Raw genomic sequence first — 24915 nt, forward strand, 5'->3', positions numbered from 1 at the left:
ACATATTCTATTGATTTAATGCACATTTACAAAACAATTACTCCTAATTATGTTTGGTTTTGTTGTGCAATATTGCGTATATGTTGTGCAAAAGCCTTATATTTGCACAACCAAAAACAATAAAGAATGGCAACCGTAAAAGCATTTATTAGAACTGGCAAAAAAGACAGAGAAGCTAATATCAGGTTTCGTATTTCAGATGGACGAAATGTTCAACTATACCACAAATCCGAACTCTTAATACTACCTTCCTTATGGGATGAAAAGAGAGAGCAATATAAAGCTAAATGCATCGTCAAAACAGAAGACCGCATACAGTTAAATACAGCGATATCAGATCGTAAAAAACTACTCCTTTCTATCTACAATGAAACCCCAGACATAACGAGCGAGAAGCTGGAACAACTTGCAGATGAACATCTACATCCCGAGAAGTACCATAAAAGCAACAATAACTTTTTCGATCTAATGGAAAGCTATCTGCAAAAGAAGAAGTTGTCAGAAGTTAGAGAAAGAAACTTTCAGGTACTCTTACGATCATTGAAGCGATATGAACTATTCATTTCAGCTTGCCATAAAAAAGATTTTAAACTAGACATTAACAAGATAGACACCGATACAATTGAAGATATAGAAAGCTTTCTTCGTAATGAACATACACTTTATAATGAATATCCTGAGATTTACGAAAAAATCCCGGCAGTAATCGGTACGATACGCAAAGTACCAAAGCCTCAGCCCAGAGGCAATAATACTATATGCGCACTCTTCAGCAAATTTAGAGCTTTCTATAATTGGTGCAACAAACAAGGAATAACCAACAATCGCCCTTTTGAAAAATACAGTGGCAATACAACAGAGAAGTACGGAACCCCTTTCTACCTAACATTAGACGAACGTAATATCATAGCGGACTTTGATCTCTCAGCACGACCACAATTAGCAATACAAAGAGATATTTTCATCTTTCAGTGCTTAATCGGATGCCGCGTTTCTGATTTGCTAAAAATGACCCAGGACAACATCATTAATGAAGCAGTAGAATATATACCACATAAAATCAAAGATGAACGTCCTACGGTGGTCCGTGTACCTCTTAATCGACGTGCAAAAAAATTAATTGAAAAATATAAGGGCGTTGATACAAAAAAGCGTTTATTCCCGTTCATTAGTGCTCAAAGGTATAATGACGGCATAAAAGATATACTCCGGTTATGTGGAATAGATAGATATGTAACCATACTTAACCCCACTACAGGAGAAGAAGAAAAACGACCAATTTATGAAGTATCCTCTTCACATATGGCTCGTAGGACGTTTATTGGCAACCTTTATAAAAGAGTAAAAGACCCTAATTTAGTAGGTTCATTGTCTGGACATACAGAAGGTAGCAGGGCATTTACTAGGTATAGAGAGATAGACGATGATATTAAGAAAGAAATTGTTGATATGCTTGAATAATGAACGAATTGTATATATTACATTTAAAATTTGAGTTCCCTCCATAAAATACTGTCCGTAATTTTATACAAATCAAAAATCACGGACAGCTCTTTTTTTTAATTTATACAATCGGATAGTCCTAACTGATAATAGCCATCCAAACACCACTATAAAAACAATTAATAAATAAAAAAGTACTTCTATATTTTTCTATCTAACATTGTGGTAAATAGATCAATTCTTTTATTTTGCCAAGCTTACCATTGAAGCAACCATCGCAGCTATAGAAGCAATGGAGCTACTCATGCCAACAGCTCCTGCCGTAGTCATTTTCTTCCGTTCTCCTTTGCTGGGCACAATTATTTCACACCCGGGTTCAATGGCATTTGCCGTATTTCTTCTCAATCGGGAAACTGTACCATTCATATATACAACATAAGCACGCCGTTTCAAGGCCCGGTTTCCAAAACCACCGGCTTGTCCTATATAATAATCAATTCCACTTCCTTTCTGATAAAGCACAGTATTGGGGTACATCACAGCACCGTTAACAGTCACGGTACTGACATACTTAGGAACAAAAAGTACGTCGCCCTCCCGTAATACCAGATCTTCATCCGATTTCGGCTTTGCCAGAGCTTTTTCAAGTTCAATACCGACAGAGTAAGTCTGATCCACTTCCAAAGAAGATAAAGAGACCGAATCTTTTCCGGTTCCCTTTGTTGCAAACCGAACTGCATCTTGCTTTTGCCGGATTTCATCCGCCGTCATCCTGCGCATCAGACGCGCACCTTTCGCATAGGCGCTCTTCGATAACCCTCCGGCTTTTGCTATCAAGTCACTCAGCCGTTCATTCTTTTTAGTCAGCGCATAGTTTCCTGTAAATGTAACTTCCCCATTGACCGTCACATTTGCCTGCTTTTGATACCCTGGACTTCTACGTACAAACACCATATCATAAGGTTCCAATTTCAGTGTATTGCTCTCTCCTATCAACAGTCCATTTTTCAATTCTACTGTAAAGCTTTTCCCTATCACAGTAGAAGAAGAAACACTTTTAGGATCTTTAATTCGTCGTGACACATCGATACGAACAGTCGAAGCCGATTCCAATAATCCGCCAGCTTTTAAAATCAAGTCCTGAACACTCATATTCCGCGCAAAGGGAAAATAACCCGGTTTTGCCACGTCACCATAAATGAAGAGAACTCCTTCTTTTTCCAATTCCTTTATACTTGAGATATAGAGTACATCATTCTTTTGCAGAGGTAAATCGGGTGCAGTTCCTGCCATAAGTTTTTTCAGATCAACAGGAATCATTTCATGAGACAGATCTTCACGCTCCCGCCTCAACAAGGCTCTATTAAGAAAAGCATCTCCACGAAGACCTTCCGCCTGTTGTATCAGCCACTTTATAGTCCCCGTCACACTATCCAACTGATACATGCCTGAACGATAAACCGCTCCATGAATTTCTACTTTATTTGAAAAACGTCCCAATACCGCCTCAACGGACACTTCATCGTTATCAGTCAGAATAAAGTTATCGTAATCCTGTTGATCCACATTATATATTTGCTTCTCCCTTCCGCTACGACGCACCAGACGGACCGTATTCCGATAAGCATCTCCGGTAAATCCACCCGTATAACCAATCAAAGTAGCTAAACTTTCTCCATGTTTCATTTCATAGATCATCGGTCTCTTCACCTTTCCCGATATACTAACCAAATTTTCATAAGGGAATACCAAAATCACATCTCCTTCCGACAAACGTATATCATCTGTAAGTTTTCCTTTCATAATATACTCATACACATCCACATCAGCTACTTTCATACCACTTCGTACGACTTGAATGGTTCGTAAACTGCCTATACGATTAACTCCTCCGGCACGATACAAAGCATGAAACACCGATGCAAAAGCCGATAACCGATACGTACCGGGAACTTCCACCTCTCCCATCACATTGACCATAATGGAACGTATTTTTCCTAACGTCACCTTGATATGTGCCGATTCTCCGGAGATAGCTGCATAAATCTTACTAAATTCATGCCGCAAATATCGTTCAGCCTCCTCCATATTCATACCACTCAGGTAGATAGGACCGATATTCTCCACCATGATATTACCTTCCGGAGAAATAGTCTCTCGTACCGTATTTTCCGAAGTTCCCCATACATTGATAATCACTTCATCCCCCGGCCCCAACCTATAATTTTCCGGAGTAGGAATATTTAAATTTGGCTCAAATGACAAATTCCGGCTGGCAAATATATTGCGTCCAAAAAATTTTCTATACCCACCACGATCAAAATCCCCCCTTTCCCTATATTGCTGTGCCATCACTCCTCCTGCAGCAAGCACAAATAGAAAGAACAACAATTCTTTTTTACTCATCCTTCCATTTCTGGAATTAATTCTCTCAATACATACAAAAAAATAAAGAACAACAAGTAACAACATAAACATACAAAGTTTAAAATTTAAAAATTAATTACTAATCAAGCGAATAACAATATAAATAAATACAAATTACATTAAAAACACACTCAATGCGAAATCTTAAAAAACAAACATAACCTTCAGAAACCTACATCTTTCGTAGTAAAAACAATAATAAAAGCAAAGGAAGTGAAAATATCTTTTGCGACTATTATCAAGATACAAAAATGACTAAATAAAACCTACAGTGGTATAAAATTGACATTTAGGTTACAAAATTCATATTCTTAGATAATTTATCACAATCACCACTCAAACACATCATAACTCACTCCAATCCCAACATAGTGACTTGCCTTATTCCCAGAAAAGCCGTATCCGACCTGTACACCCAGCCCGAACCGTTTCCGCTTTGCCCGCTCTCTGACGAACACAGTCCTCGTTTTGCTGTACACCTCTATACTATCCAGCTTTGCCCGGTAGCCCGACACATAAGCCGTATAAAGGCTATCTTTGTAGATTTTCTGCGTAATAGGCAAATACACTGTATCCCGGACTGTATCGCCCGGTACAGGGACGGGAACAACGAACGGGAACGAATCTACAACGCTTTCATAAACCGGAACGGGAACTGTACCCCAGACCGTATCAATACGATTTGTAATGATCGTATCTCTGACCACTTCACCCGGTACGCGTTCCACCCTTGTCGGGCGGAATACGATAAACAGGACAAGAATGATTATGATAATGTAAGGCAAAGATTTCATGGCCGTATGATTACAGGTTTCATAAAATTAGAGAACTCCTTCCGTACATCGAAACATGGACAAGCCTTGATATATTCAAACGGTTCTACCTCCCCATTATCATTTAAGTCAGGTGATGTATCCCGGTGTCCAAGTACCTCGATAATAGGGTAGTCTCTACAGAGCTTCTCTACCAAATCGCGCAAAGCTATTCGTTGCGCTTCTGTCCGGGTATCAGCAGCTTTCCCATTGACATCCAGGCCGCCGATATAGCAGATACCAATCGAATGTTTGTTATACGACCGCCCACTGTCCCCTTTCGTATTGCAATGTGCCCCGTCCACAGACAAGGGCCTACCGTTCTCCACAGTCCCATCAATATCTATTACGTAATTATACCCGATCTGATTAAAGCCTCTCTGTTTATGCATCCGGTCAATGTCTTTTGCACGCAAATCCTGTCCGAAGCGCGTGGCCGAACAGTGAATAATGATTGAATCAATTGTTTTCATATTGTTTATTTTTTTATTAGTTTATAAAACTTTTCAAGAGTTAAGTTGTTAAGGAGATAAAACATAACATAAATCAATAACTTTGTTGCCTTAATAGCCGTTTGTAACGCTTTTGCCTGTGAAGGTAGAAGCGTTATTTCTTGTTTTCACATTTTTAAATACAAATTCATTACACAAGCTCAATAATTATCCTTATTTATTCCCTCCATGAAAATATCTCCATGATAAAAAATATTATTATCCCACAGGTTTATAAGCATTTTTAATAGATACACAATGAACTTTTATAGGAATAAATATGCTATATAACATGCTTAAACTTTAAAAACACGGTTATGCGGTCTGTGAAGATAGTACGCCGTATCTTATTGCATACAGATGAAAAACTATATCTTTCAAAATAATAAATGCATTTAAGATAAATGCTATGTGCATCCATTATTAATAAGTCAAAAACCGACTCAATTAAAAAATAGTCCAATAACAACTCCTGCTTTTTTCTTCATCGCTAATGTAACATCAGCCATTCCGTAATGATAGCCACCGAATGTTGCAACAGTGTCTCAAGAGATGATATTTATCCCAAATTGGTCAAAATATTCTAAAACAACCTCGCTAAACAATGAATTACTTTAACTATCAGAACATTACTTGTTCCAAGCACTGTAACCACATCGCTATGACTTAATTCTTGGAGTAAAAATATTGCATATATTATTCTTTTAGCGGTTTTATTAACACTTTTATTAAAAATAAAAATCAACCTTTGTATTCCAATATTTTATATTTTGTAAACTTGGTCTGGGAAGATAAAGTTATACATTTGTTTGTTTTGTTTGTGTAATTCCCCGTCGCTAAGCGTAGCGACGGGAGATTTTATCTAAACTACTCTTTCTTTCCCGAAACATTATCGAACCCCTTCAGCTTATTTATGATAGCCTTCGGGAAAAAGCCCGGGCAAATCTCTTCTACGTTCTCAATAATACTTAAGGCCTCACGTATCATTAATGCCGTACAAGCGAAATACCGGAACCAGACGAAACTATCGACCACCTGACCGGCGATCGAGAAATTACCCATCACATGTGACAGGATCAATACACAACTGTAAATGATAAGCTTACGCCCAATCATACCATATGCCTTACTACTGATGTCTTTGGATAACCAGTGCTTGACAAAGCCGAGCACCGTATCAACACATACAAGGACAATCAACCATTTGACAAACTCCCAGTCACCAAAGACATAGCGCTCAAAGAGTTCCAGCAAAGGAGAAAGAGGCAAGGCAATCAATGCAATCATCTTCAAATTTTTCATATTCTTGGATATATAAATTTAAATAGTATATTTATTATTTTTTTAAAGAAACTAATTCCCTAAAAGTAGCAAACCATCATAGCTATGATGCAACCTATGTTGATAAGAACTATTTTACTCTATATAATTTTTTTATTAGAATGTACAACAATTATACGAATTTACGTGTTATTGAGAGAACATCTTAAATAAGTATTATCAAATGCGGTATGAATAAACTACGGTTATTATTCATTTCCTTTATACCGCATCTTTCCGCCCCATCTGTGAAGACAGGGCGGATTCTTGTTACTTGGATTTAGATGCCGGTTTGGGCTCTAAAGTGGCTTTTACCTCTTTGGTGATCTGATCGAATACTTCAAAGTGCGCTGCAACATTCTCCGACTCCGGAAGGGACATTTGTTTACTGCCTGATTCTAACAGCAAATACCCGATATACCGCCCGGAGGTTACGGGTTGCTTACCTGTAGGGGTGTCAATCTCTTCCGTGACCGTTTTAATGATTTCACAATGAAGACGACTGAGATTATCGTTATTGACACTGTAGTTTACATTGTACTGATAATCTCCTGAAACGGCTTTACCGTTTACTTGAACTGTTCTTGATTCTTCTTGAAACATAATTTATTGATTTTGAGAGTTCATAATTACTTTGTCTAATTCATTATAAATAGCGGTTTTCACCACTGCGAGGATCGGAGCCGGATCAACGTAATTTCGAATGATATTTGCACCTTGTTCGTCAACTTCAACTTCACCTTCTTTATATATCCGTTGGGCAAACTCCAATTCACCCAAATCGGGTGTATTACAGTAAATAGCGTTTCCTACTGTTTTAGCTACGTCGAACTCTTTAATTTCTCCATCAATAGCTGTTTTTACTTTAATTCTTCTAAAATTGATTTTCATATTCTATTTCTTTTGAATTTATTATTGTAATCTGCGCTCACAATGGGCATTTACCAAACATTGCGACCTACAACGAACACACGGAATGGACAATCACGGGGACCCTTGTTTGCGTCAAGCATTAAAACCTCAAAATAAGAGTTGTTTTGTGTCTCTACCTGACCGAATACCCAGCCATACCCCCCTAAGCCTTGTACTAAAACAGCGTACTGCAGATGCTTCAAACTGTGGTATATCCTGTATTTTCCAGTAGCTATTTTCTGTGCACTGGTTAAGGTGCACCCGTTGCCCCATTCATTAGTGACTGTACCCGCTTGATATACATATCCGGTACACAGCATTCCGGGAGCGTTCCACTTTTCACCGCCCCTTTGGGCGAAAATATGACTTCCATACGATTCTATCGAATTTGCAGTGCCTGCGTTAGCCAAACATCTTAGAGCAAAACCGGAACTTCCGTATGATTCAATACTTAGACCACTGTAATTGTCGTTTCGTATGGACATCAATGCTGTGCGTGAAGTTGTAGGGCTGTCCCCCTCTTCGTTAATACGAAGGAATTTATTACCGGACATGTTTAACAGGATCTTAGCCTGCGAATTGCTTGCCGAAACAAGAGAGCCTCCCGATATATTCCAGGCACCGATCTTTGCACCATCAGTTACCGTAAGGTTTCCGGTTGTGATCCTCTGTGCTGAAAATGCCTGTGCCACCACTTCCGCCGCTTCAATCACATTGGCAGACAGTTTGCCGTTTGCGTTGATGGCGGCTGTCTGTTGACCTGTGTTATTTTGGAATAGCAGGTTATCGGCTTTCAGAATGATTTTTCGGGACGTGATGTTGATTCCGGTTTCGACTAAGCCGTTTTGGGTGGCGGTGACACGACCGTCTACTGTGTTGGCTTTGCTGTTCGCTGTTCCTGCTAAGGAATTGGCGGAATTTGCCGTTTGTTCTACTACGCTTAATTTTGCGTGGTCTGAACTTAGAGTTAACTCAGCCGCACTTAATCGCCTACCTTGATCGTCCACTTTGTTTGCAGTTAAAGCTATGCTTTCCTGCGTCTGCTTTATTTCGGTATAGTATCCGTATGTGCGGACGGGTTCAGTTCCATCGGTGCGAACGGGGAACTTTTGCCCGTATGGTGCGGTATAATCAGTTTGGTAGTAATGTATATTATCTGCATTACCCTCGTCATGCAAATATACGTAGTACTTAGAGCCACCTCTGATGCCCATTACACATTGTGACGATTCGGTTATTTGTCCCAAATCAACAACTATCTTTGCACCCGTAGAAGTCCATGCCTTATAATAGTCAAAGATATTTGTTGTCTTAACAGAGCTCCCCCAACCGCTACCGGACATTTCAAACGTTAAGTTCATAGAAAAACCGCCATCGTGAGTACTGTATGAAGGCTTTCCAAGTGCACCATCTAACGGACGGTCTATTTCAATCTTTCTTTTGTGGTTTTGTCCTATGTTGATAACTAAAGGATAGAATTTATTGTTATCCCAACCAACCAAATCAATAACCTTCGTAGCAACCCTAACGGCTGTTTTATCCAGCACGTCTACACGTCCAACAACAGACGTGATACTTTTTTCGGTCTGTTCGACGCGTGAAGCAAGTCCGGTAACACGTCCAGCAACGGTATTTATCTTTTCAACGGTGGATGTTATCTTACCTTCGACTACACTAATTTGACTATTGGTATATTCAGCACCTTTGTAAACTGCATCCTGAAAATTGGGACTCCATGCGGTTGCAATTTCACCCGCTTCTACTTTAAAGTCTTTTACCCATATATAAGCCCAATCAATTCTTTCTATATCAACAAAATTATATACATCCTTTTGTTCCTCTGTATTTTTCGTTACGTTAAATGTATGCTTGAAATAACTCCATTGGTTATCTGCTGTTGATTTAACAATTACGTTTTCAGAATCACACACATCAATTGTAAAACCAACTGGGGTATTTTGACTACCTTTAATCCATCCGGAAACGGTATACTTACCGGGGATAGGCGGGATAATATTAGGTATCCGCATAGCTCCTCCATTACCTTGTGAACCAACCAAATAGAAGCCACGCAGAGACATTTGCCTTTCAATAGTAGGAGATGGATATAAAGTATTAAGCGTTGAACTTGTGTAACTATACAAATTGTTAGCACCTATACCCAAATTTTCTACCTTAGTTTTAACGGATAGTTCAATTTTCCCGTCAACGGCAAGTATTTGTGTGTCGGTGTACTTTTTTGACTCAGTGAAAGAATCTTTAGGGGCAGGCTTCCATCCGGTCGCCGTGTCTCCTATTTCTATTTGAAAGTTATTGATCCGGCAAACTGATCCAGCGCCTAACTGTATATATGCAATAATATCAGTATCCAAAGAGTCCTCTATATCTTCGGGGACTTTGATAGTGTGGACGTACCTACCTTTGTCAGCCGTGGGGCTGGTAGAATCTACATACTTAAATGCGCCGATATAGTAATATTGGGAGGTGCCCGATTTATAAATAGCTTTTTCAAGCCCGAACCTTTGTGATGATCCCATCTTTAGATTGCTATACGCATAGTCGAACGAGATTGTTAAGGTTTTGCCTTTTAAATCCGTCCACGCTTTCGATAACTGAAACGCATATTGTGCGCCTGATCCATCCAACGCCTGTTGGGATTGTAACATCAGATTTTCGCCTCCGATATTTAATTTTCTTTCAGTTGCAGACGGTATCCAATTAGCTACACCCACACTACCCTCGGTGATTACAGCCCATTTAATGTATGTCTCCGTTGATTCCTGTTGGGGAAACTTATAGAAGTAGAAATATGCCCCATCCGGATTAATAGGCGTTATAGGCTGCGAAAGTACCGTTTCTTCTGCGCTTTTCGGCAAAGTGCCTATCCAGCCGTACGAAGGATTGTTATACGCCCTGATAACATCAGAGTCCGCACACTTATAGCACACTGTAAGGGTATAGGTTTTGCCTGCTTCTAAATGAACGTCATACTTATACGCTCCCATTTGATAGGGGTTGGCATTTAGTTTGTGGTTAGAGTCGTAAAGCAGATTAACGTCCGCTACTTTCATACTGCGTATGGCAAGCTCGATCTTTCCCGGTATAGCCGCTAACTCGGTAGCAATATTACTAAACTCCTGTTCGATGCTCTTTCCATTTCTCAGAATGAAAATCCCTTTCAGGAAACAGTTCATCGCATATAGGCCGTATCCGGAGGGTTGGAAGTCAGCCGGAAAGTCTGTATCCGTCATGCCATCGAGACAACCCAAAATCACTTTGTTCTTTCCGGCCAAAGACGTGGAGTTTACCCCGTCCAGTACAGAAATGCGCGGTTTACCATCTTCCGAAGCTGTGAGATACAAAATGCCCTGTCTGTTCGGATTCGTGAGGTTACCCATTTGAATCAGATCATCACCAACGGCCGGAGTTGTACCATTGGGAAATACGGATTTAAGTATAAGAATCGAATCATCATTCACCGAGGCAACCGGAACCCAGTAGTATTTAACGTGTCCGGATGTGTAGACCTGACAACGTACCAAGTCATCAGTGACAAACATCATGTCGCCCTCTATACCTAAAACATAGTAAGCCGGATCACCGGATGTTTCCGAAACGGACTTGACACGCCCGTTGGCGGATGAAATCACCAGACCGCCGTTAACCGCACGAACTTTCGAAATGATAAGTTCAAAAATGGTCATGGCCTTACGGACTACGGCATTATCTATTTCAAGGTTCCAATCCCCATTGATAGCCTTGTATAGCTTCATCCCTTCACCCATCAGTCCGGGGATGAATCTTTCTGAACTGATATAGTCCTTGACTATGGTTTGAAACAGGGTTGCGACGTGCTCAACATTCAGATCGTATGTTTTTGCAAGTGCCTGAACGAGTAAATTTAAAGTATGCGTGTCACCTTTAGCCCAAATATCCGCGCCTGTTGAAATATTCCCTTCCGAATGGAGTGTGCCAACATTGGCCGAACCGGTTACTTCCAATGTAGCGGCTTTAACTTTCATCCGGGCAACTAAAGATTGCAATTCCGTGTCGCCACTTTCGTTGATAAATGTAAGCCCATCACCAACAAACAGCCCTTTCAGGAAAGTGATAGGCTCTTTAGCTATATCCGCTTTTACCTTGCTTAAATAAAGATCATCTATCTTCTTCAAAGCCTCTTTAATCGCTGCATCTATCTCCTTCAAAGTGCGCTTTGAAGAAAGCGTATTATCATCGGTTAATTCCGTGGTTGTATCCGATTCGGCAATGATACGCGAACGGATCTCTAACAGCGTCCGGAGCGATGACAGTACGTTGCTATCGGTAAACGACTTTGTGTCGGTAGCCTTTACAATGTCAACCGAAGCACCTCCACCGCCTCCGCCGTTAACAGTAATGCCGCCAGCCGTCCGGGTGATAACAGCCCCAGCCGGATAGTTCTTTGACCGGGGTTTCGCAGGAATGGATGTAGTTTTAATCTTTACGTCTTTCATGTCTCTATCATAATACACCGGAACTGCTCCATCTTATAATCGATACTTCCTCCGGCATTAATGAATATCTTATTAACCAGAGATTTGTCCGACAGTCTGGAAATAGGAGTTAAACCAATCGTTTCTTCTATTTCTTGTGTTAGCTTGATACGAGTAGTGCTATATCGATTGATTATACGCTGGATTAAATGCTCCTCCGGACGAATAGCCCTGTCAACCAGTACCGAATACAAATTATCACGAAGATAGTCCTCTCCTATCATCACTTTCGAATAGCATGCCCCATCATTGTTGTAACTGGATATTTTAAACTCGATTTCGTCTAATTCGTTAATGTAGTCTTCGTTAACGACATTTTCATAATAACGGTCTGTATTGTCGGTAGTCTTTTCGGCCTCGGTGCTCTTTCCATATTTAAAGGAAAAGTCTTTTAACAAGAATCCATTTATAAAAATAGCATTATGTATTTTAGATGCGTAAAGAGTAAATTCAAGCTCGCCATATAATAGGGTATCAATAGGGATTATTACGCCTGAAACACCTTTATATGGCATATATATTGTTTTTTGGTTCTCAATGGATACATAATCTAATCGGGCTTTGTTATTCTCTTCGGAGGCGGGAAGTCTAAAAAAATAATTGGGATTTGCAGACCATGCGAATGGGGCCAATCCGTTAGTACTGCCATAATATTTATTACCGATCCGTAATTGGCAAGCAGCCAACGGCATGTACGTGCCCCGGCTATTGTCCCAAGGAATCAAATCCATATCCGCTATCGTCTTATAGCTTCCAGATACAGCAAAGGCCCCTGATTCGTACACTGAGGACGCACCTTTAAAATCCATTATCTTTGTTAAGAGTTCCAGCCCGCCTATCATTGATAAGTCACCGACAGCACCCAAACACCTGGCTTGTATAACATTTGTAAACGAATAGTCTGAAATATCCGGCTTACCGTCCACTATTTTATAATTGCAGTACCTTTCCTGTATTCCTCCTATAAGTTTATGCGCATCATAAGCACGTAACTCTAAATCGTCATTGGTGATAACCGTATCGCCATCATACAGATACATGTTCCAGTTTTTCGGATAAAGAAACTGACGGTAACATTTTCTATCTTTATTCGTATTTAAACGTGACGAAAGAACTTTTGCATCTTCGTAACTCTCTTCCGGAAGTAAATTCCCAACCGGATAATTACTGTCTTTTACTGTTACTTTATTATAACCGCCCAAAATATCGAGCGTATGATTATCGCCGCTAAAGCCAACTTTTTGGACGTTGATAGTAAATCCCCTCACGGTTGCATATGCGGAAAAGTCCAACGCATACTTATAGTAATCGCCTGTATGATCCACATCTACGAAGTAAAGATCACCCCTCCAATCCACACAAGTCCAATTGAGGAATTTGCATATCTCTTCAAGCACCTCTTTTAGTTTCATTGGCTTGTCATCTTCATCAAAGAAATTCTGTTCACTTATCATCATGTCCTTCAGAACATTTGTCCAAGCCGTATAATTCGATTTATCCTTTGCGTAAACATGTGGAATATATACGTTTGAATAACAGCCTCGAGATTCAGAGACACAACGGGTTAATAATTCCCATAAAGTTACAAACCCTCTTTCTGTCCCGTTTTTGGGTTTATAATCGATATACTCCAAAGCGGACATGGCGCTGACACATTCAAGTTCCAATTCGAATATAGTACTGCTATAATCTTGTGTGTACAACTCCGGCTTGATAAAGCCACACCACGTTACCACGCCATCACGCTTAAATGTTACACGGTATTGCTGATAAGCTGTGGAAAACAAACTTTGCAAATAATCCGAACCTACTATCCGGATATTGGCCGTACTGAACCTGGACGGGACGTATAAGAAATCATCATCATCGATATCTACAGTAAATGGATTTCCAGCCCCCACTAATTCAGTAGGAGCCCCCACATACCCTTCTTTCTCTATTTCTATAATGCAAGATTTATTACGGAGACTTGCAAAAGGAATCGTATAAATCAATCCGTAGCTCATAATGGTTTCTTTCCTTGTTTTTTTAATGTGTTATTTATGGAGAGCAGAATATCCGGTCCGAGCACCTTGGCTTTCCCAAATTCTATTTGGACCCTATTTGAACTCCCCAAATTACCAGAGTTGATAGCATCAAACAAATTAGATTGCTGGGTCATATTCAAAATCATTTCCCCTTTATTCAGACGCGCCAATCCTTTATCTCCAAAAGATGTGCCCCCTAAATAGATCCCCCCTGAATTAAATCCGGGAGCGCTAATTCTCGCTGCTTCTATCATAGCCATCATTGTCGCTATTTGTCCCGCTGCCAGAGCCGCCCCGACAAAAGGTATTCCCGCATAAGCCGCTGTACTCTTCGATGCCATTTCTGTAACAGCCGCCGCACTTTTCTTCTGACTATTTTCTAATTCCATTTTTGTCGCTACCTCATCTGCGGCTATTTTAACAACTGTTCCTGCAACCGTTCCTGCTGTACTTTTCTCAAGTCCTTGCTGTGCCTCCTTGGCGCCAGCCAACTTTTTAGCCAAAACTGATATATTCTCAATAGTACGAACTATAGACGTAAAAGAATCAATCGTATTTATCATTGCATTCCAAATGGCCATGATTTTCTCCCATCCCGTTGCATCTACATCATTCATCACATCACGAAGGCTCGTAAAGGCCGATACGACACGATCGGAGCTTGTAGCGATATCCTTGATCCCTGAGTAAAGCGATTCATCCAGCTCCTTAGTGAATTTTTTCACGTCTTCTTTTACTTTAGCTAATTTCAAAGCCTCCTCCAAAGTAGGGACATTGGCTATCGCATTTGACAGTTCATCCGAAAGTTCCTTACCTACTTTCTTTGCCTGTTCCTGTAATTCTTTTGCGTATTCCTTTGCTTTATCAAGATTCTCAGAGGCAATATCCACTTTTGATTTTTTATAATCAAAAGTGGTATCGCGTGATTTCATCTTCACGGATGGGATATGTGATATCGCCTGATCCAGCATGTCCTTGATAAAAGCATCAGCCCTCTCACCGATTCCTTTAATGCTTGCGGCAGACTTAGCGGCCTCAACCGATAGCCCCGCAAGATGTTCATTGAAAGCCTTTTGAGAGATAAGTCCTTTTGAAAGCAAGGTTTTATTTTCTTTAACCTTATCATTGTACTCCTTCTGCACCTTCTCCATCTCTGCGGCCGCCTCATCATATAAAGGATGATCAATAACATCCTGAAGCATTTTGAGATATTTGCTATTAAGTATCTCTTTGTCACCTGACGCTTTGGCCTCTATCAACATCTTCCTCCCGAGTTCATCGACAGCTTTATAATATTCCGACTCCAACATCTTCTCGACTTCCCGGCGGGCATCCAATTCCCTTAAGGATTTAGCGTATTTCTCTTCGGCCTTTTGAAGTTCCGTCTTTTTAGAATCAGGTTCAGGAGGTGTAGAATCAGCCGTAGCCACAGAATTAGCAATCTCCTTGCCTAATCGACCTTTAGCGTCTTTTAGTATCTTGGCGTGTTCGATAAATGCATTCAAGTCATCTTTAAGCCCGTTTTCCCAGCCTAAAGCATCTTGGGTATGCACATCGTATTTCTTTTTAAATCTTTCCTCTTTTACTAAATCCCCGCGAGCCATCGCCCAGTCCGGAGCCATACTTCGTATCGTTTTGCCATTATATGATTTACCACCAATCTTTCCTAATTCATTTTCGCTATCAGCCACCTCTTTAGCAGCCAGTTCGGCTCTTGCTGCACTTTCTAATAATGATATACGCTTTTCAATAACTTTGTTAACATCTTGATTAACACTCAATTCAGTCCCTAAAATCCCATTTATCTGGGCTAAAATTCTTTTCTTATCTGATAATGTGACATTGGTCTTATTGTATTCCTCTTGCAGAGCGCGAATCTTGATTATTTCAGGAGTTTTTGAGGGAACATCATTCATTCGTTTCTGATATTCATCGAATAACCCTTTTATACGCTTTGACTCCCGATAGGCATTATACAATTTAGCGACTACAGCCCCAATGACCGTCAATATAGCCGTAGGAGCCACGGATATCAGGGTTGCCCTAATCGACATGGCGGCCTTAGAGAACGCCATTTTAATGGAGGCAGAAGTTCTCTGTGCTTTCCACGCTATTTCATTGAATTTTTGGCCGGCATCTTTAGCCGCCCGGCGTGCAGCGGATTTAGCAGCCAACTCAGCCCGGGATATCGACAGAAGTATTTTATTCACCAACCGGCTTGTTACCATAACCATGATGGCGGCAACCGTATAGGTAATTACCGATCTTATATTGTCAGCCGCCACCTTTACCGCGTTCGTTAGCCAATCGATCAAGGCTTTATATTTGCTCTGTACTTCCGTTCCATTCACGAATTCAGTGAATGCATTCTTAAGCCGGTTCACGGAAGTTTCCAAATTATCCGTATCTACGTTGGGAATCATCTTGTCAAGAGCCTCAGCAAACTTAGGAAGAACATCTTTACTCATTAATTTGCCCTGCTTTAACAACTTGTCAAGCCCCCCTACCGATACCCCTGCGGCTTTTGCCATGGCTTGCAGAGCGATAGGTAGGCGCTCTCCCATTTGTAAACGAAGCTCCTCTGAACTAACCTTTCCCTTGGACATCATTTGAGATAATGCCAGAAAGACGCCGTTGCTATCTTCCGCACTCATCCCAAATGCGGTTACTGCACGGGACACAGACTCAAATATTTTCCGCTGATCCATCATAGACATGCCCGATATGGAAGCGGCAGCCGTAAACTTAGCGTAATTCCCGGTCAACGCGTTGATCTCAATACCATATTTCTTCGCCATGTCCAACAAAAAACGCTGGTTATCAGCGAACCGGACCATGCTACCGGATACATTCTTCAAAGCAGTGGTAACCCGGCTGGTTTCCCTGGCAACATCGATCAGACGGGATACAAAGTTGCTCAACCCCAATCCACCGGCACCCAGTGCCGCCGCAAAAGTTAAGACCTGCATCTGCATCACTCTTAGACCGTTTTTAACGGAATTCGTACCTCTCTTGAAGTTTTCAGTCAGGAGGTTTATCGCAATCGAAAATGATAATCTACCTGCCATACTATTTATTTATTAGTTTCTTACCCTCTTTCATAAACTGTTCGAAGCGGTCTATATCTTCATTTATTGCTCTTTCCGCTTCCCTGGCCGCCTCTACTTCCTCCCATGGGAATGTTATCAGGTCCATAGCCCCGTTTTTCATCTTCTTGGAATCAATATGCGGCAACATGGTAAAGAATGTCCATAACCGGCTGGCTTCCATCTCTTCTTTACGTTTACGTTCATAGGCTTCAATATACATGGGCAAATCACACAACTCCATTTCCTCCAATGCATATGTAGCATCCAGACCGGACATGATAAGCGTTGACACGATATTGCCTATCATCCCCGGAGTGGTATCGGAATTGATCTTATCTGTACCAGCTCGTTTATTTTGAAACTGGGCCAATACAGACATCCTATTTTCCAAAGACAATACCATCTCACGAACCAATTTCCGGTTGGATAGTGTCTTTTTAAAAACATCAAACGTATATACTTCTCCTTTAGCAACTATTGTGGAGGTATATAACAATGCGTTTACATCCTCTTTATCTGAATAGTCCATTAAAGAAAATGATTTACCCCTGAGTTGTTCCCAGCGGATAACAGCCTTTATTGTCAATCTTGCTTCCATCCAATTTATTAATTAAAAAGGCGGCCATCTACGGACCGCCTTCGATATTCATCATTATTGTATTTCTTATCCTCCCACCCCGACAGGCTCAACCGGGGCAAGGGCGCCAATTCCCTTAAAAGAAGCACTGCATGAAACAATCTGTCCATTATCTGATTTAATGGATAAGGACGTGATAATTACTTTACCCGTATAGTTCTTTTGCTTTGTATCCTTAGTGAAAGTTCCACCGAAATTATCCTTATCGGCAGACGCAGGGCTCCCCAAAAAGAAGTCAAGTACCTCACCTGCTATCTGCTTACTCAAAAGAGTGTCAAAGCTCATTGCACCTTCTTTTCGGGTTAACAATGATTCACTTGACAGGGTAAAGCTTTTTTTCCCAGGAAGCGAACCGGCCCAGTCCCCCATCATTTTATTAGAAATATCAATCTCTTCTGTTGAAACATCCAACCCGCAGCTGGAAGCAAAAGCAATAGGTTCATCACCGATGAAAAGCATAAGCTCCCCCCGATAAATGTCTTTGCTGGAATCTAATTTTGTTGCCATTGTTTTTAAAATTTTAGTTTTACGTTTCATATTAATCAATTGAAAACTGCAAGACTTGGAAATATTTTCCGGATTCATAATCCTCTGTAGAATCTTCCATCCTGATTTTCATTACCGGATCTACAAAATCCCCCTCCAAAGCATCATAGATAAGACTTGCCAATTCCTGGGAGCGGGTGTAATTATCACTCACGGCAGTTACGAATATGGTCGGAACCTGACGGGCAACTGCCATCTTGGTGTACTCCTGCTTGAATCCATCCCGTTGATATATAATAAAATCTCCCTCGGTTCCATTCGGGGCAACCAACGGAAATATTTTATCACCTACCATTGTCTTGATACCCAAAGAATCCTGCAAGATAGTCCGTACCTCTGTTGTTACTTTAAACTTGTTCATTATCCCCTGTCGTTAATACGTTGCACGGCTCTTTCAATCCCCGCATATAGAGCATCCATCGCCTTCTTTTCCTCAGAAACTTTCGCATCTTCCCAGAATCGGTTAGCAGGCATAAGTCCGCGAGATGCCCCCGCCCTTACGCTTTTCTTTCCGGTGGTAGTTCTCGCCCTGGTTCCGGCATCAACCAAATGGGAGTGATTTCCTCCCGGACGATCAAAACCGGCCAAAGCCCCTAATTTGTTCCGTTTAACCCTGGTGGTAAAAGAGTTCATCAAATGCCCGGTCTGCTTCCCGTGATGCAATAGACGCGAACGTAAATTGCTACGCCCTCTCACACGAAAAACATTCACAGCGGCCCGAAGCCCACTTTTTATGGCCTTATCCTTCTCAAAGGTCTCTAACTGGTCTACCAAATAAATTATGTTTTCCCTGTCTATGGTCCTTATCTGTATCATATATTCAGTTTTTCAAGTGTGATTACAAGCGTGTTATCTCTTTGTGGATCAATCATCTTTATCGCATATTCCACTCCCCGATAAACAACCCTCTGGTTTTCTTTAATCGCCGGATAATTCCGAACCTGGAATACTATAATACTACCAATAAATTGCTCCATGGCATTCACTCCGCTCTTGTCTGCAACAGCAGACATCTTCCGGCGCGAAGCCTTGCAAGTCAACACCGTTTCATATCTATTGGATACAAAACCGTTCAGGTCCTGGCTTTTCACCTCTTCCCTGAATTCCAGAATCTCACGTAACAGTCCCGCTTTCATTTGGAGTAATCAATGTATGGTTGTAATAAATAGTCCAGCAAACCGACTTTGTCCCGCGCCCGTTCCGCGACAAAGTTGACTTCCCGATCCCGAAACAAACCTCCGGCAACAAGAAGGATAGCTGAGAGAATAGGGTCGGGCAGCTTCCCTTCGCTATCCTCCAGCGTATCTAGATCCCGACGTATGTGATTAGCTACAGCCCCTTCAGCGGCGGCAACATATACACCAATGATACTATCATCATCGGTGTATTCTGTTTCGATGTAAAGGTGCTTCTTCGCCAAATCTAACGATACGTACTTCATGGCTTACTTCATTGAGGCAATGGAGAATGACTCAGGGCGAATCATACCCATATTCCAATAAGAATTAATCACCAAACGTACAACTCCCTCCAACATGCGGGAATACGGATCCACTTTGATTTCCAGCGCTCCCCACTGACCTATAAAGTAGTCATTCCAGTTACCAAAAACAATGCCGAATTCATCTTTAGCGGTCTGCAAGCCTTTAGGCAGGTTATTGGTGCGAAGCGCTTTATATCCGTTAAGAGTACCTTCACCCTTATCGCCAAAAATGAAGCCTCCGGCACCGGAAGCATCTTTCACTTTAGTTTTGGCCTTACCTACCAAAGACGGGTGCATAATGTAAGCCAAATTACCAAAGAGCGCATTGTTGATATCCGCATTGGTTTCCAACTCCACAATTTTAGCCCAATCCATGACACCGTTAATGGCCGGCACTGTCTGAAACAGCCCGTCGGGCGTATTATCATTGTGAGCGTGCGTACCAAATGCGGTTTGCTCAACCTTTTGCGCAATAGCAGCAGCCAACGTTTGTCGAATAATTGCCTCAACCGAAGTATTTTCCTGGACAAGCAACTGCTCGGAGATATCAACATAAGCCGTCAGTCTCTTGGGTTTATAGGCGTCACCTTTGCTGAATTGCCCGGCACCGTCTTTGGCTTTAGCGTTTTCACCCTCCCAGAAAACATTGGAACCGCTATACTTCGGCCAATAAATATCCCCCTGTAAACCGGTCATAAATCTGGCTCCCGCCTGAGCCAAGACCAAAGAGGATTGAAGCGGCAGCAACAATTCCTGCTGCTCCTGATCAATGACTACTCCCGTAGCCGATTCGGTTGCCGCCGTAAACATTGCCCGCTTCTCCAAGCTCATCGGGATTACCAATGAATTTTGAGATGACCTCGTTACCCCTGCGCTATTATGCAGGCGCGTTGCCGCCTCAATAACGGAAGCATCCGCATCATGCTGTCCCTGTCCGGAAATATAGTTGGCCAATGAACGACGGAGAGAAAAGCGTTCCTGACCGGGTTCTACATGGGGAGTCCCTTTACCTCTGTTCTCGGCCTCCTTGGTTGCAATCTCCATATTAATGTCAGTCATCCGGCACTGGATCTCTCCAAGTTCCGTATTTTCGCCCTCGTTTAACATGCGTTTTTCGGCTCTCGCACCATCAGTTATCGCTTTAGCACGGATAGAAAGCTGGGTTCTTTCGTCTTTTAAATCTGTAATTGATTTTTCTCTTGGCATAATCGTTAAATTAATTATTAAATAATTTTTCTATATTCTCGTAATATTCATCCAACTCTCCGGATTTTCTCTGTTCTTCCTGTTTACGAAAATCTTCTTCGGCCTGCTCCTTGCCTCTCATATAAACCGATGTTTTGCTATATGCGGCATTATATACAGGCGCGACATCATATAAATGATCTATTTTCAATATTGTCCGCTTCCATGTTCCATCACTTTTCTTTTCCCAAGTCTCTTCCTCTACATCAAAGCAAAAAGAACTCTCGGCGATCTCGCCTCTCCGGATATTTTCCATCAGCTCATCTCCGAGCCCAGTCTTTGGAGCCTCAAAACGGTATCTCAATCCCTTGCTATCAATAGATAATGTCAACGAGCCAGTCCCCCGATTGCATCGGGCAAGAATCCCCCGACTTTGGTCATGGTTTAGCAACGCAAATACATCACTTTTCTCAATAACACCATCCAGAGCTCCATGCTCAATCACCTCTTCAAAACTTAAACCGTCCGAAGACACGCCAAAAAGCAAAGCATACCCTTCAACGGTTCGCTTTTCTTCGTCTGACACCACTTGATAGGCAGTATTTCTTATTTCTCTCTTTTCATCCATAATCAATCCTTTTCTTCATTAACCACAGAACTGTCGGACAACTTGGAATTTTTATCTATGACAGGGTCGGCTACCGCACGATCTAATGTTTGTGTATTGACTTGCACAAAGGCTTTATCTCCATTTTCTAATCGGGGCAAATTATTCTCCCGGCGAATTTCATTGGGTGTCATCCCTGCAACATAAAACATATCCTTTGCATATGCGGCCTGCGCCTTTTTGTCTGTACGCAAAATTGCCGATGTATCAAATTCAGCCAATATCCGGCCACGTTCGGATTTAAGAAAAACTTTCCGATTGATCTCCTGCTCAATCTTGGTAATGACAGCCAGCACCGTATCCGTCAGGTATTGAAGCTGCGTAGCCTCAACAGTGGAGTAGCTCGATTTAGACAGGTCAAAAGCCTTAACAGGAGAGACGGAGAAAAAACGGCATAAATCCACCACATTAAACTCCCTGGACTCCAATAGTTGCGAATCCTTGGGACTGATAGTGATCGGCTGGTACTTCATATTCCCTTCAAGCACAGCAATGCCATTGGGTTTCCCCCCTACAGAAGAAGTACGATTTTCCCAAGTTTCATAGATCTGGTCTTTTTGTTTTTTATCCAAGCGGCCCTCAAATGCCAAGATACCCGCCACGTTACCGCCACCCTTAAAGAATCCTGCGGCATGCGCCTCACTGTCAGAGGCGATACCCAGCGTTTGCCGGGCATGGGTCAGCGTAGACACCCCAATGATTCCGTCATAAGAAAAGTTCAATACATGAATCATATCCTTAGGCTGTACCAGATCCTTAAACCCTGTAATCCTGTAACGTTTTCTACGAATGCCTTTCGCATCTACTATCCATTCTATACCTACTTGGAAAGAAGGAACATAGATTAGTTGTAAATCCGTCCCATCCCTTTCGATATAGGCATAACCGTTACCTGTTAAAAGGACTGAGGCCATCAATGTTTTAAAGAAGACGTACCTGGTCATGTCTTCATTAGGCTCTGTATTCAGAACATGGTAAGCTGGATGCCATTTACACTCCTTCTTAAAACCTTCTTCATCCAATTGATAGGTTTTTAATGGCAAGACAGCCACACTGTCAGAAATCAAGTCCACACACCGATAAACAGTAGAAAGCAACATTGGCTTATCACGGCTCAACAACAGCGATCTTCCACCGAAACTCCAAGCAGCTATATTAGATACCTCCTGTTTGGACGCTTTTCTAATCTCAATATTTAGAATTGGTATTTTCATTGTTTTCCTTTTACCATCTAACCAGAAAATTGTCCGACAGTTAATAGAATTCCCCGTACCGCGGAGACATCAGATAAATGCCAAGGGCTTCCAGCTTGGCTATTACTCCGTCTATTTTCTTCTCTTCAAACTGCTTCGACGGTTTGGTATTTCCATTCCGATCCCGTGCCATAATCACATTGCGGAAACAATGCCGGTTAATGACATTGTTGTCAATCACTGCCCGTCCGGATAATAACAAGCGCTCCATCTCCTTTGTGGGACGGTTAAAGTTTCCCAATGCTTGGGAAAACTCCTCCATCGGCAACCCCTGATCTGTGGCGTTGATAACAAACTGTGTTGCGTTCCATGCATCATAAGCCACTTTTTGAATGAAAACAATCTCCCGGATACGCATCAGGTCATTGAGTATATAATCATAGTCCGTTACATTGCCCGGCGTAATGGTAATCAATCCCTGCCTACGCCAATCGCCATACAAATCCTTAAATCGTTTTTCTTGTAACGCCGCCTCTGGAAGATAATACAGGGTTTTAAAGTAATATTTGTCCTGAGTCGGAAACATAAAACTCATACAGGTGAGATCACTCGTACTTGATAAGTCAATACCTGCATAGCAATCCATGTCCCGGAATTGCTCGAAATCAAGATTGGCAGAAGCGTTAAGGATGTAGTGATCCGGTATCCAAACAGTTTCCGCATCACACCACATATTGATATTCTTCGTTTTGATTCCAACTTCTTCTGAAGGAGAATTTATTGCCTTTTGAACCTGTTCCCTCAAATATTTAGGCTTTACTGTGACCCCTAAATTAGGATTACTCTTGCCCCACACTTTTTCATTTTTCCAATCATCCCCTTCATCTAAAGCATAAATCAAAGCAAAAAGGGTATCATCTTCTTTCAAGCCCTTCAACACTTCCGTACACATTTCACGAAACTGGTAGCATGGACCCAATTTATCAAAACCGGCGGTAGTGATAATGATACTCATCGGATCATCACGCATACCCTGCCCGGATTGGAGTACATCTTTCAAACCTGAATTTTTAGCCGCATGGTATTCATCAAGTAAAAACATAGACGGATTAGGGCCATCTAATTTGCTGGAATCAGCGGCAAGCACTTTCAAAAACGACAATGTTTTATCGAAGTTTATTTGATCGCGGAAAGACACAAGATACCGATGCTTAGGATCAAGCCCGGATACAAAGTTACGGCACATTGTAAAACTAACCTTTGCCTGATCTTTACTGTTAGCCGCCAAGTAGACTTCCGCAGCCGACTCGCCATCGGCGATAAGATGATATAGACAAAGTGCAGCCGCAAAAGCCGACTTGCCATTTTTACGGGCCATCTCAATGTATACAGATGAAACCAACCTGCACCAAGAGCCATCCTCATCTTTTTTATAGAATCCGTAGATACTTGCTACTGCAAACTCTTGCCAAGGCAGTAACGTAAACGATTTTCCGGCATGACGACCGGTGTAATGCCTCAACAAAGAAATAAATTCAATAGCATAATCCGCCCGATTCTCTCTAAAATCTATATCATCCCGTTCAAAAAGAACATAAAACCGTTCGACGGCCTGCTTAATAAACTCTCCCACTACAATCTTGCCATCTCTAACATCAGCGGCATATTGATAGTATCCTTTCATCGTCTCTCACGGGCCCCTTTCTTTAAAAATTGGTCTAAAGGAGAATCATTTTTATCTTCTGATTTCATAGCCTTAATATTTCCACGGCTTTTAATAGTCAAACCATACTCTGTCATGATTTTCATTACCTGAGCATAGTTTTTAGTGGCAATATTTTGAGCCGGATTAGCTGCTTTTTCGTATTTTATCTCAATAACGGGGCCTTCTTTAAGCAGGATATCAGTTGCCTGCATATACATCTCGTAGCTGGTTGCAAGCATTCTAATAGCTCCGAGATCAATATTCTGAATAGCTTTTCTAGCATTTAGCTCTTTTACCACATCCTTTATAAACTTCTGTGTTTCATCGGATAAATTATCGGGCATTACAAATTTCACCATATTCTGTTTTTTATAATAACCACATGAATGTCCGACAAATAAAACGTTAATGCTTTAACAAATTCAAAATTTGAAAAAATTCCGTGC

General features: G+C 41.4%; 21 protein-coding genes. 1 reads left to right on the forward strand and 20 read right to left on the reverse strand.

Annotated features, from left to right (window positions below):
* The first annotated feature begins 126 nt into the window (after positions 1–126).
* A complete protein-coding gene (locus tag KO473_RS17910) occupies positions 127–1461 on the forward strand; it encodes a site-specific integrase (RefSeq protein ID WP_005821732.1) in 1335 nt (444 codons plus the stop codon).
* 225 nt (positions 1462–1686) lie between these two features.
* Here the strand turns inward: KO473_RS17910 and KO473_RS17915 are convergent, their stop codons facing one another.
* The 20 genes from KO473_RS17915 to KO473_RS18010 all read right to left on the reverse strand — a co-directional run bounded on the left by KO473_RS17915 (position 1687) and on the right by KO473_RS18010 (position 24828).
* Positions 1687–3795: an SLBB domain-containing protein gene (locus tag KO473_RS17915; protein ID WP_371820700.1), complete on the reverse strand. Its 2109-nt coding sequence runs from the start codon at positions 3793–3795 to the stop codon at positions 1687–1689.
* 404 nt (positions 3796–4199) lie between these two features.
* Positions 4200–4664: a DUF6808 domain-containing protein gene (locus KO473_RS17920; protein ID WP_005821738.1), complete on the reverse strand. Its 465-nt coding sequence runs from the start codon at positions 4662–4664 to the stop codon at positions 4200–4202.
* Entirely contained in the window at positions 4661–5155 is a 495-nt protein-coding gene (locus KO473_RS17925; RefSeq protein WP_005821740.1) for an N-acetylmuramoyl-L-alanine amidase, read from the reverse strand. The genes KO473_RS17920 and KO473_RS17925 overlap by 4 nt, the downstream gene beginning before the upstream one ends.
* An 885-nt stretch (positions 5156–6040) precedes the next feature.
* Entirely contained in the window at positions 6041–6475 is a 435-nt protein-coding gene (locus tag KO473_RS17930; protein ID WP_032497314.1) for a bacteriophage holin, read from the reverse strand.
* 288 nt (positions 6476–6763) lie between these two features.
* A complete protein-coding gene (locus tag KO473_RS17935) occupies positions 6764–7096 on the reverse strand; it encodes a hypothetical protein (RefSeq protein ID WP_005821742.1) in 333 nt (110 codons plus the stop codon).
* Positions 7097–7099: 3 nt separating this feature from the next.
* On the reverse strand, positions 7100–7384 hold the full coding sequence (locus KO473_RS17940) for a hypothetical protein (protein ID WP_005821743.1): 285 nt from the start codon (positions 7382–7384) through the stop codon (positions 7100–7102).
* A gap of 50 nt (positions 7385–7434) precedes the next feature.
* Positions 7435–11898, reverse strand: a complete 4464-nt coding sequence (locus KO473_RS17945; protein WP_122130954.1) for a hypothetical protein — start codon at positions 11896–11898, stop codon at positions 7435–7437.
* Positions 11895–13943: a hypothetical protein gene (locus KO473_RS17950; protein WP_122130956.1), complete on the reverse strand. Its 2049-nt coding sequence runs from the start codon at positions 13941–13943 to the stop codon at positions 11895–11897. The genes KO473_RS17945 and KO473_RS17950 overlap by 4 nt, the downstream gene beginning before the upstream one ends.
* Positions 13940–16933, reverse strand: a complete 2994-nt coding sequence (locus KO473_RS17955; protein WP_252733285.1) for a tape measure protein — start codon at positions 16931–16933, stop codon at positions 13940–13942. Before KO473_RS17955 ends, KO473_RS17950 begins: the two co-directional genes overlap by 4 nt.
* Before the next feature lie 100 nt (positions 16934–17033).
* On the reverse strand, positions 17034–17651 hold the full coding sequence (locus KO473_RS17960; RefSeq protein ID WP_014299363.1) for a hypothetical protein: 618 nt from the start codon (positions 17649–17651) through the stop codon (positions 17034–17036).
* A 66-nt stretch (positions 17652–17717) separates the two neighbouring features.
* Positions 17718–18197 (reverse strand): hypothetical protein, encoded by a 480-nt coding sequence (locus KO473_RS17965; protein WP_005821751.1) that lies wholly within the window; start codon positions 18195–18197, stop codon positions 17718–17720.
* 31 nt (positions 18198–18228) lie between these two features.
* Positions 18229–18597, reverse strand: coding sequence for a DUF3168 domain-containing protein (locus KO473_RS17970; protein ID WP_005821752.1), 369 nt, complete (start codon positions 18595–18597; stop codon positions 18229–18231).
* Complete coding sequence (locus KO473_RS17975; protein WP_005821754.1) at positions 18597–19052, reverse strand: hypothetical protein; 456 nt, start codon at positions 19050–19052, stop codon at positions 18597–18599. The genes KO473_RS17970 and KO473_RS17975 overlap by 1 nt, the downstream gene beginning before the upstream one ends.
* Positions 19049–19372, reverse strand: a complete 324-nt coding sequence (locus tag KO473_RS17980) for a head-tail adaptor protein (RefSeq protein ID WP_005821755.1) — start codon at positions 19370–19372, stop codon at positions 19049–19051. Before KO473_RS17980 ends, KO473_RS17975 begins: the two co-directional genes overlap by 4 nt.
* Positions 19369–19656: a head-tail connector protein gene (locus KO473_RS17985; RefSeq protein WP_229067008.1), complete on the reverse strand. Its 288-nt coding sequence runs from the start codon at positions 19654–19656 to the stop codon at positions 19369–19371. The genes KO473_RS17980 and KO473_RS17985 overlap by 4 nt, the downstream gene beginning before the upstream one ends.
* A 24-nt stretch (positions 19657–19680) precedes the next feature.
* Complete coding sequence (locus KO473_RS17990) at positions 19681–20925, reverse strand: phage major capsid protein (protein ID WP_005821758.1); 1245 nt, start codon at positions 20923–20925, stop codon at positions 19681–19683.
* A gap of 10 nt (positions 20926–20935) precedes the next feature.
* A complete protein-coding gene (locus KO473_RS17995) occupies positions 20936–21532 on the reverse strand; it encodes an HK97 family phage prohead protease (RefSeq protein WP_005821759.1) in 597 nt (198 codons plus the stop codon).
* 2 nt (positions 21533–21534) lie between these two features.
* The gene (locus KO473_RS18000) at positions 21535–22785 is read right to left on the reverse strand and encodes a phage portal protein (RefSeq protein WP_216035135.1); all 1251 of its coding nucleotides are present in this window, start codon (positions 22783–22785) and stop codon (positions 21535–21537) included.
* A 40-nt stretch (positions 22786–22825) separates the two neighbouring features.
* A complete protein-coding gene (locus KO473_RS18005) occupies positions 22826–24448 on the reverse strand; it encodes a terminase large subunit (protein WP_005821761.1) in 1623 nt (540 codons plus the stop codon).
* The gene (locus tag KO473_RS18010) at positions 24445–24828 is read right to left on the reverse strand and encodes a phage terminase small subunit P27 family (protein ID WP_005821762.1); all 384 of its coding nucleotides are present in this window, start codon (positions 24826–24828) and stop codon (positions 24445–24447) included. Before KO473_RS18010 ends, KO473_RS18005 begins: the two co-directional genes overlap by 4 nt.
* Between the last annotated feature and the right edge of the window lie 87 nt (positions 24829–24915).

It is taken from the genome of Bacteroides sp. HF-4919, assembly GCF_018860125.1.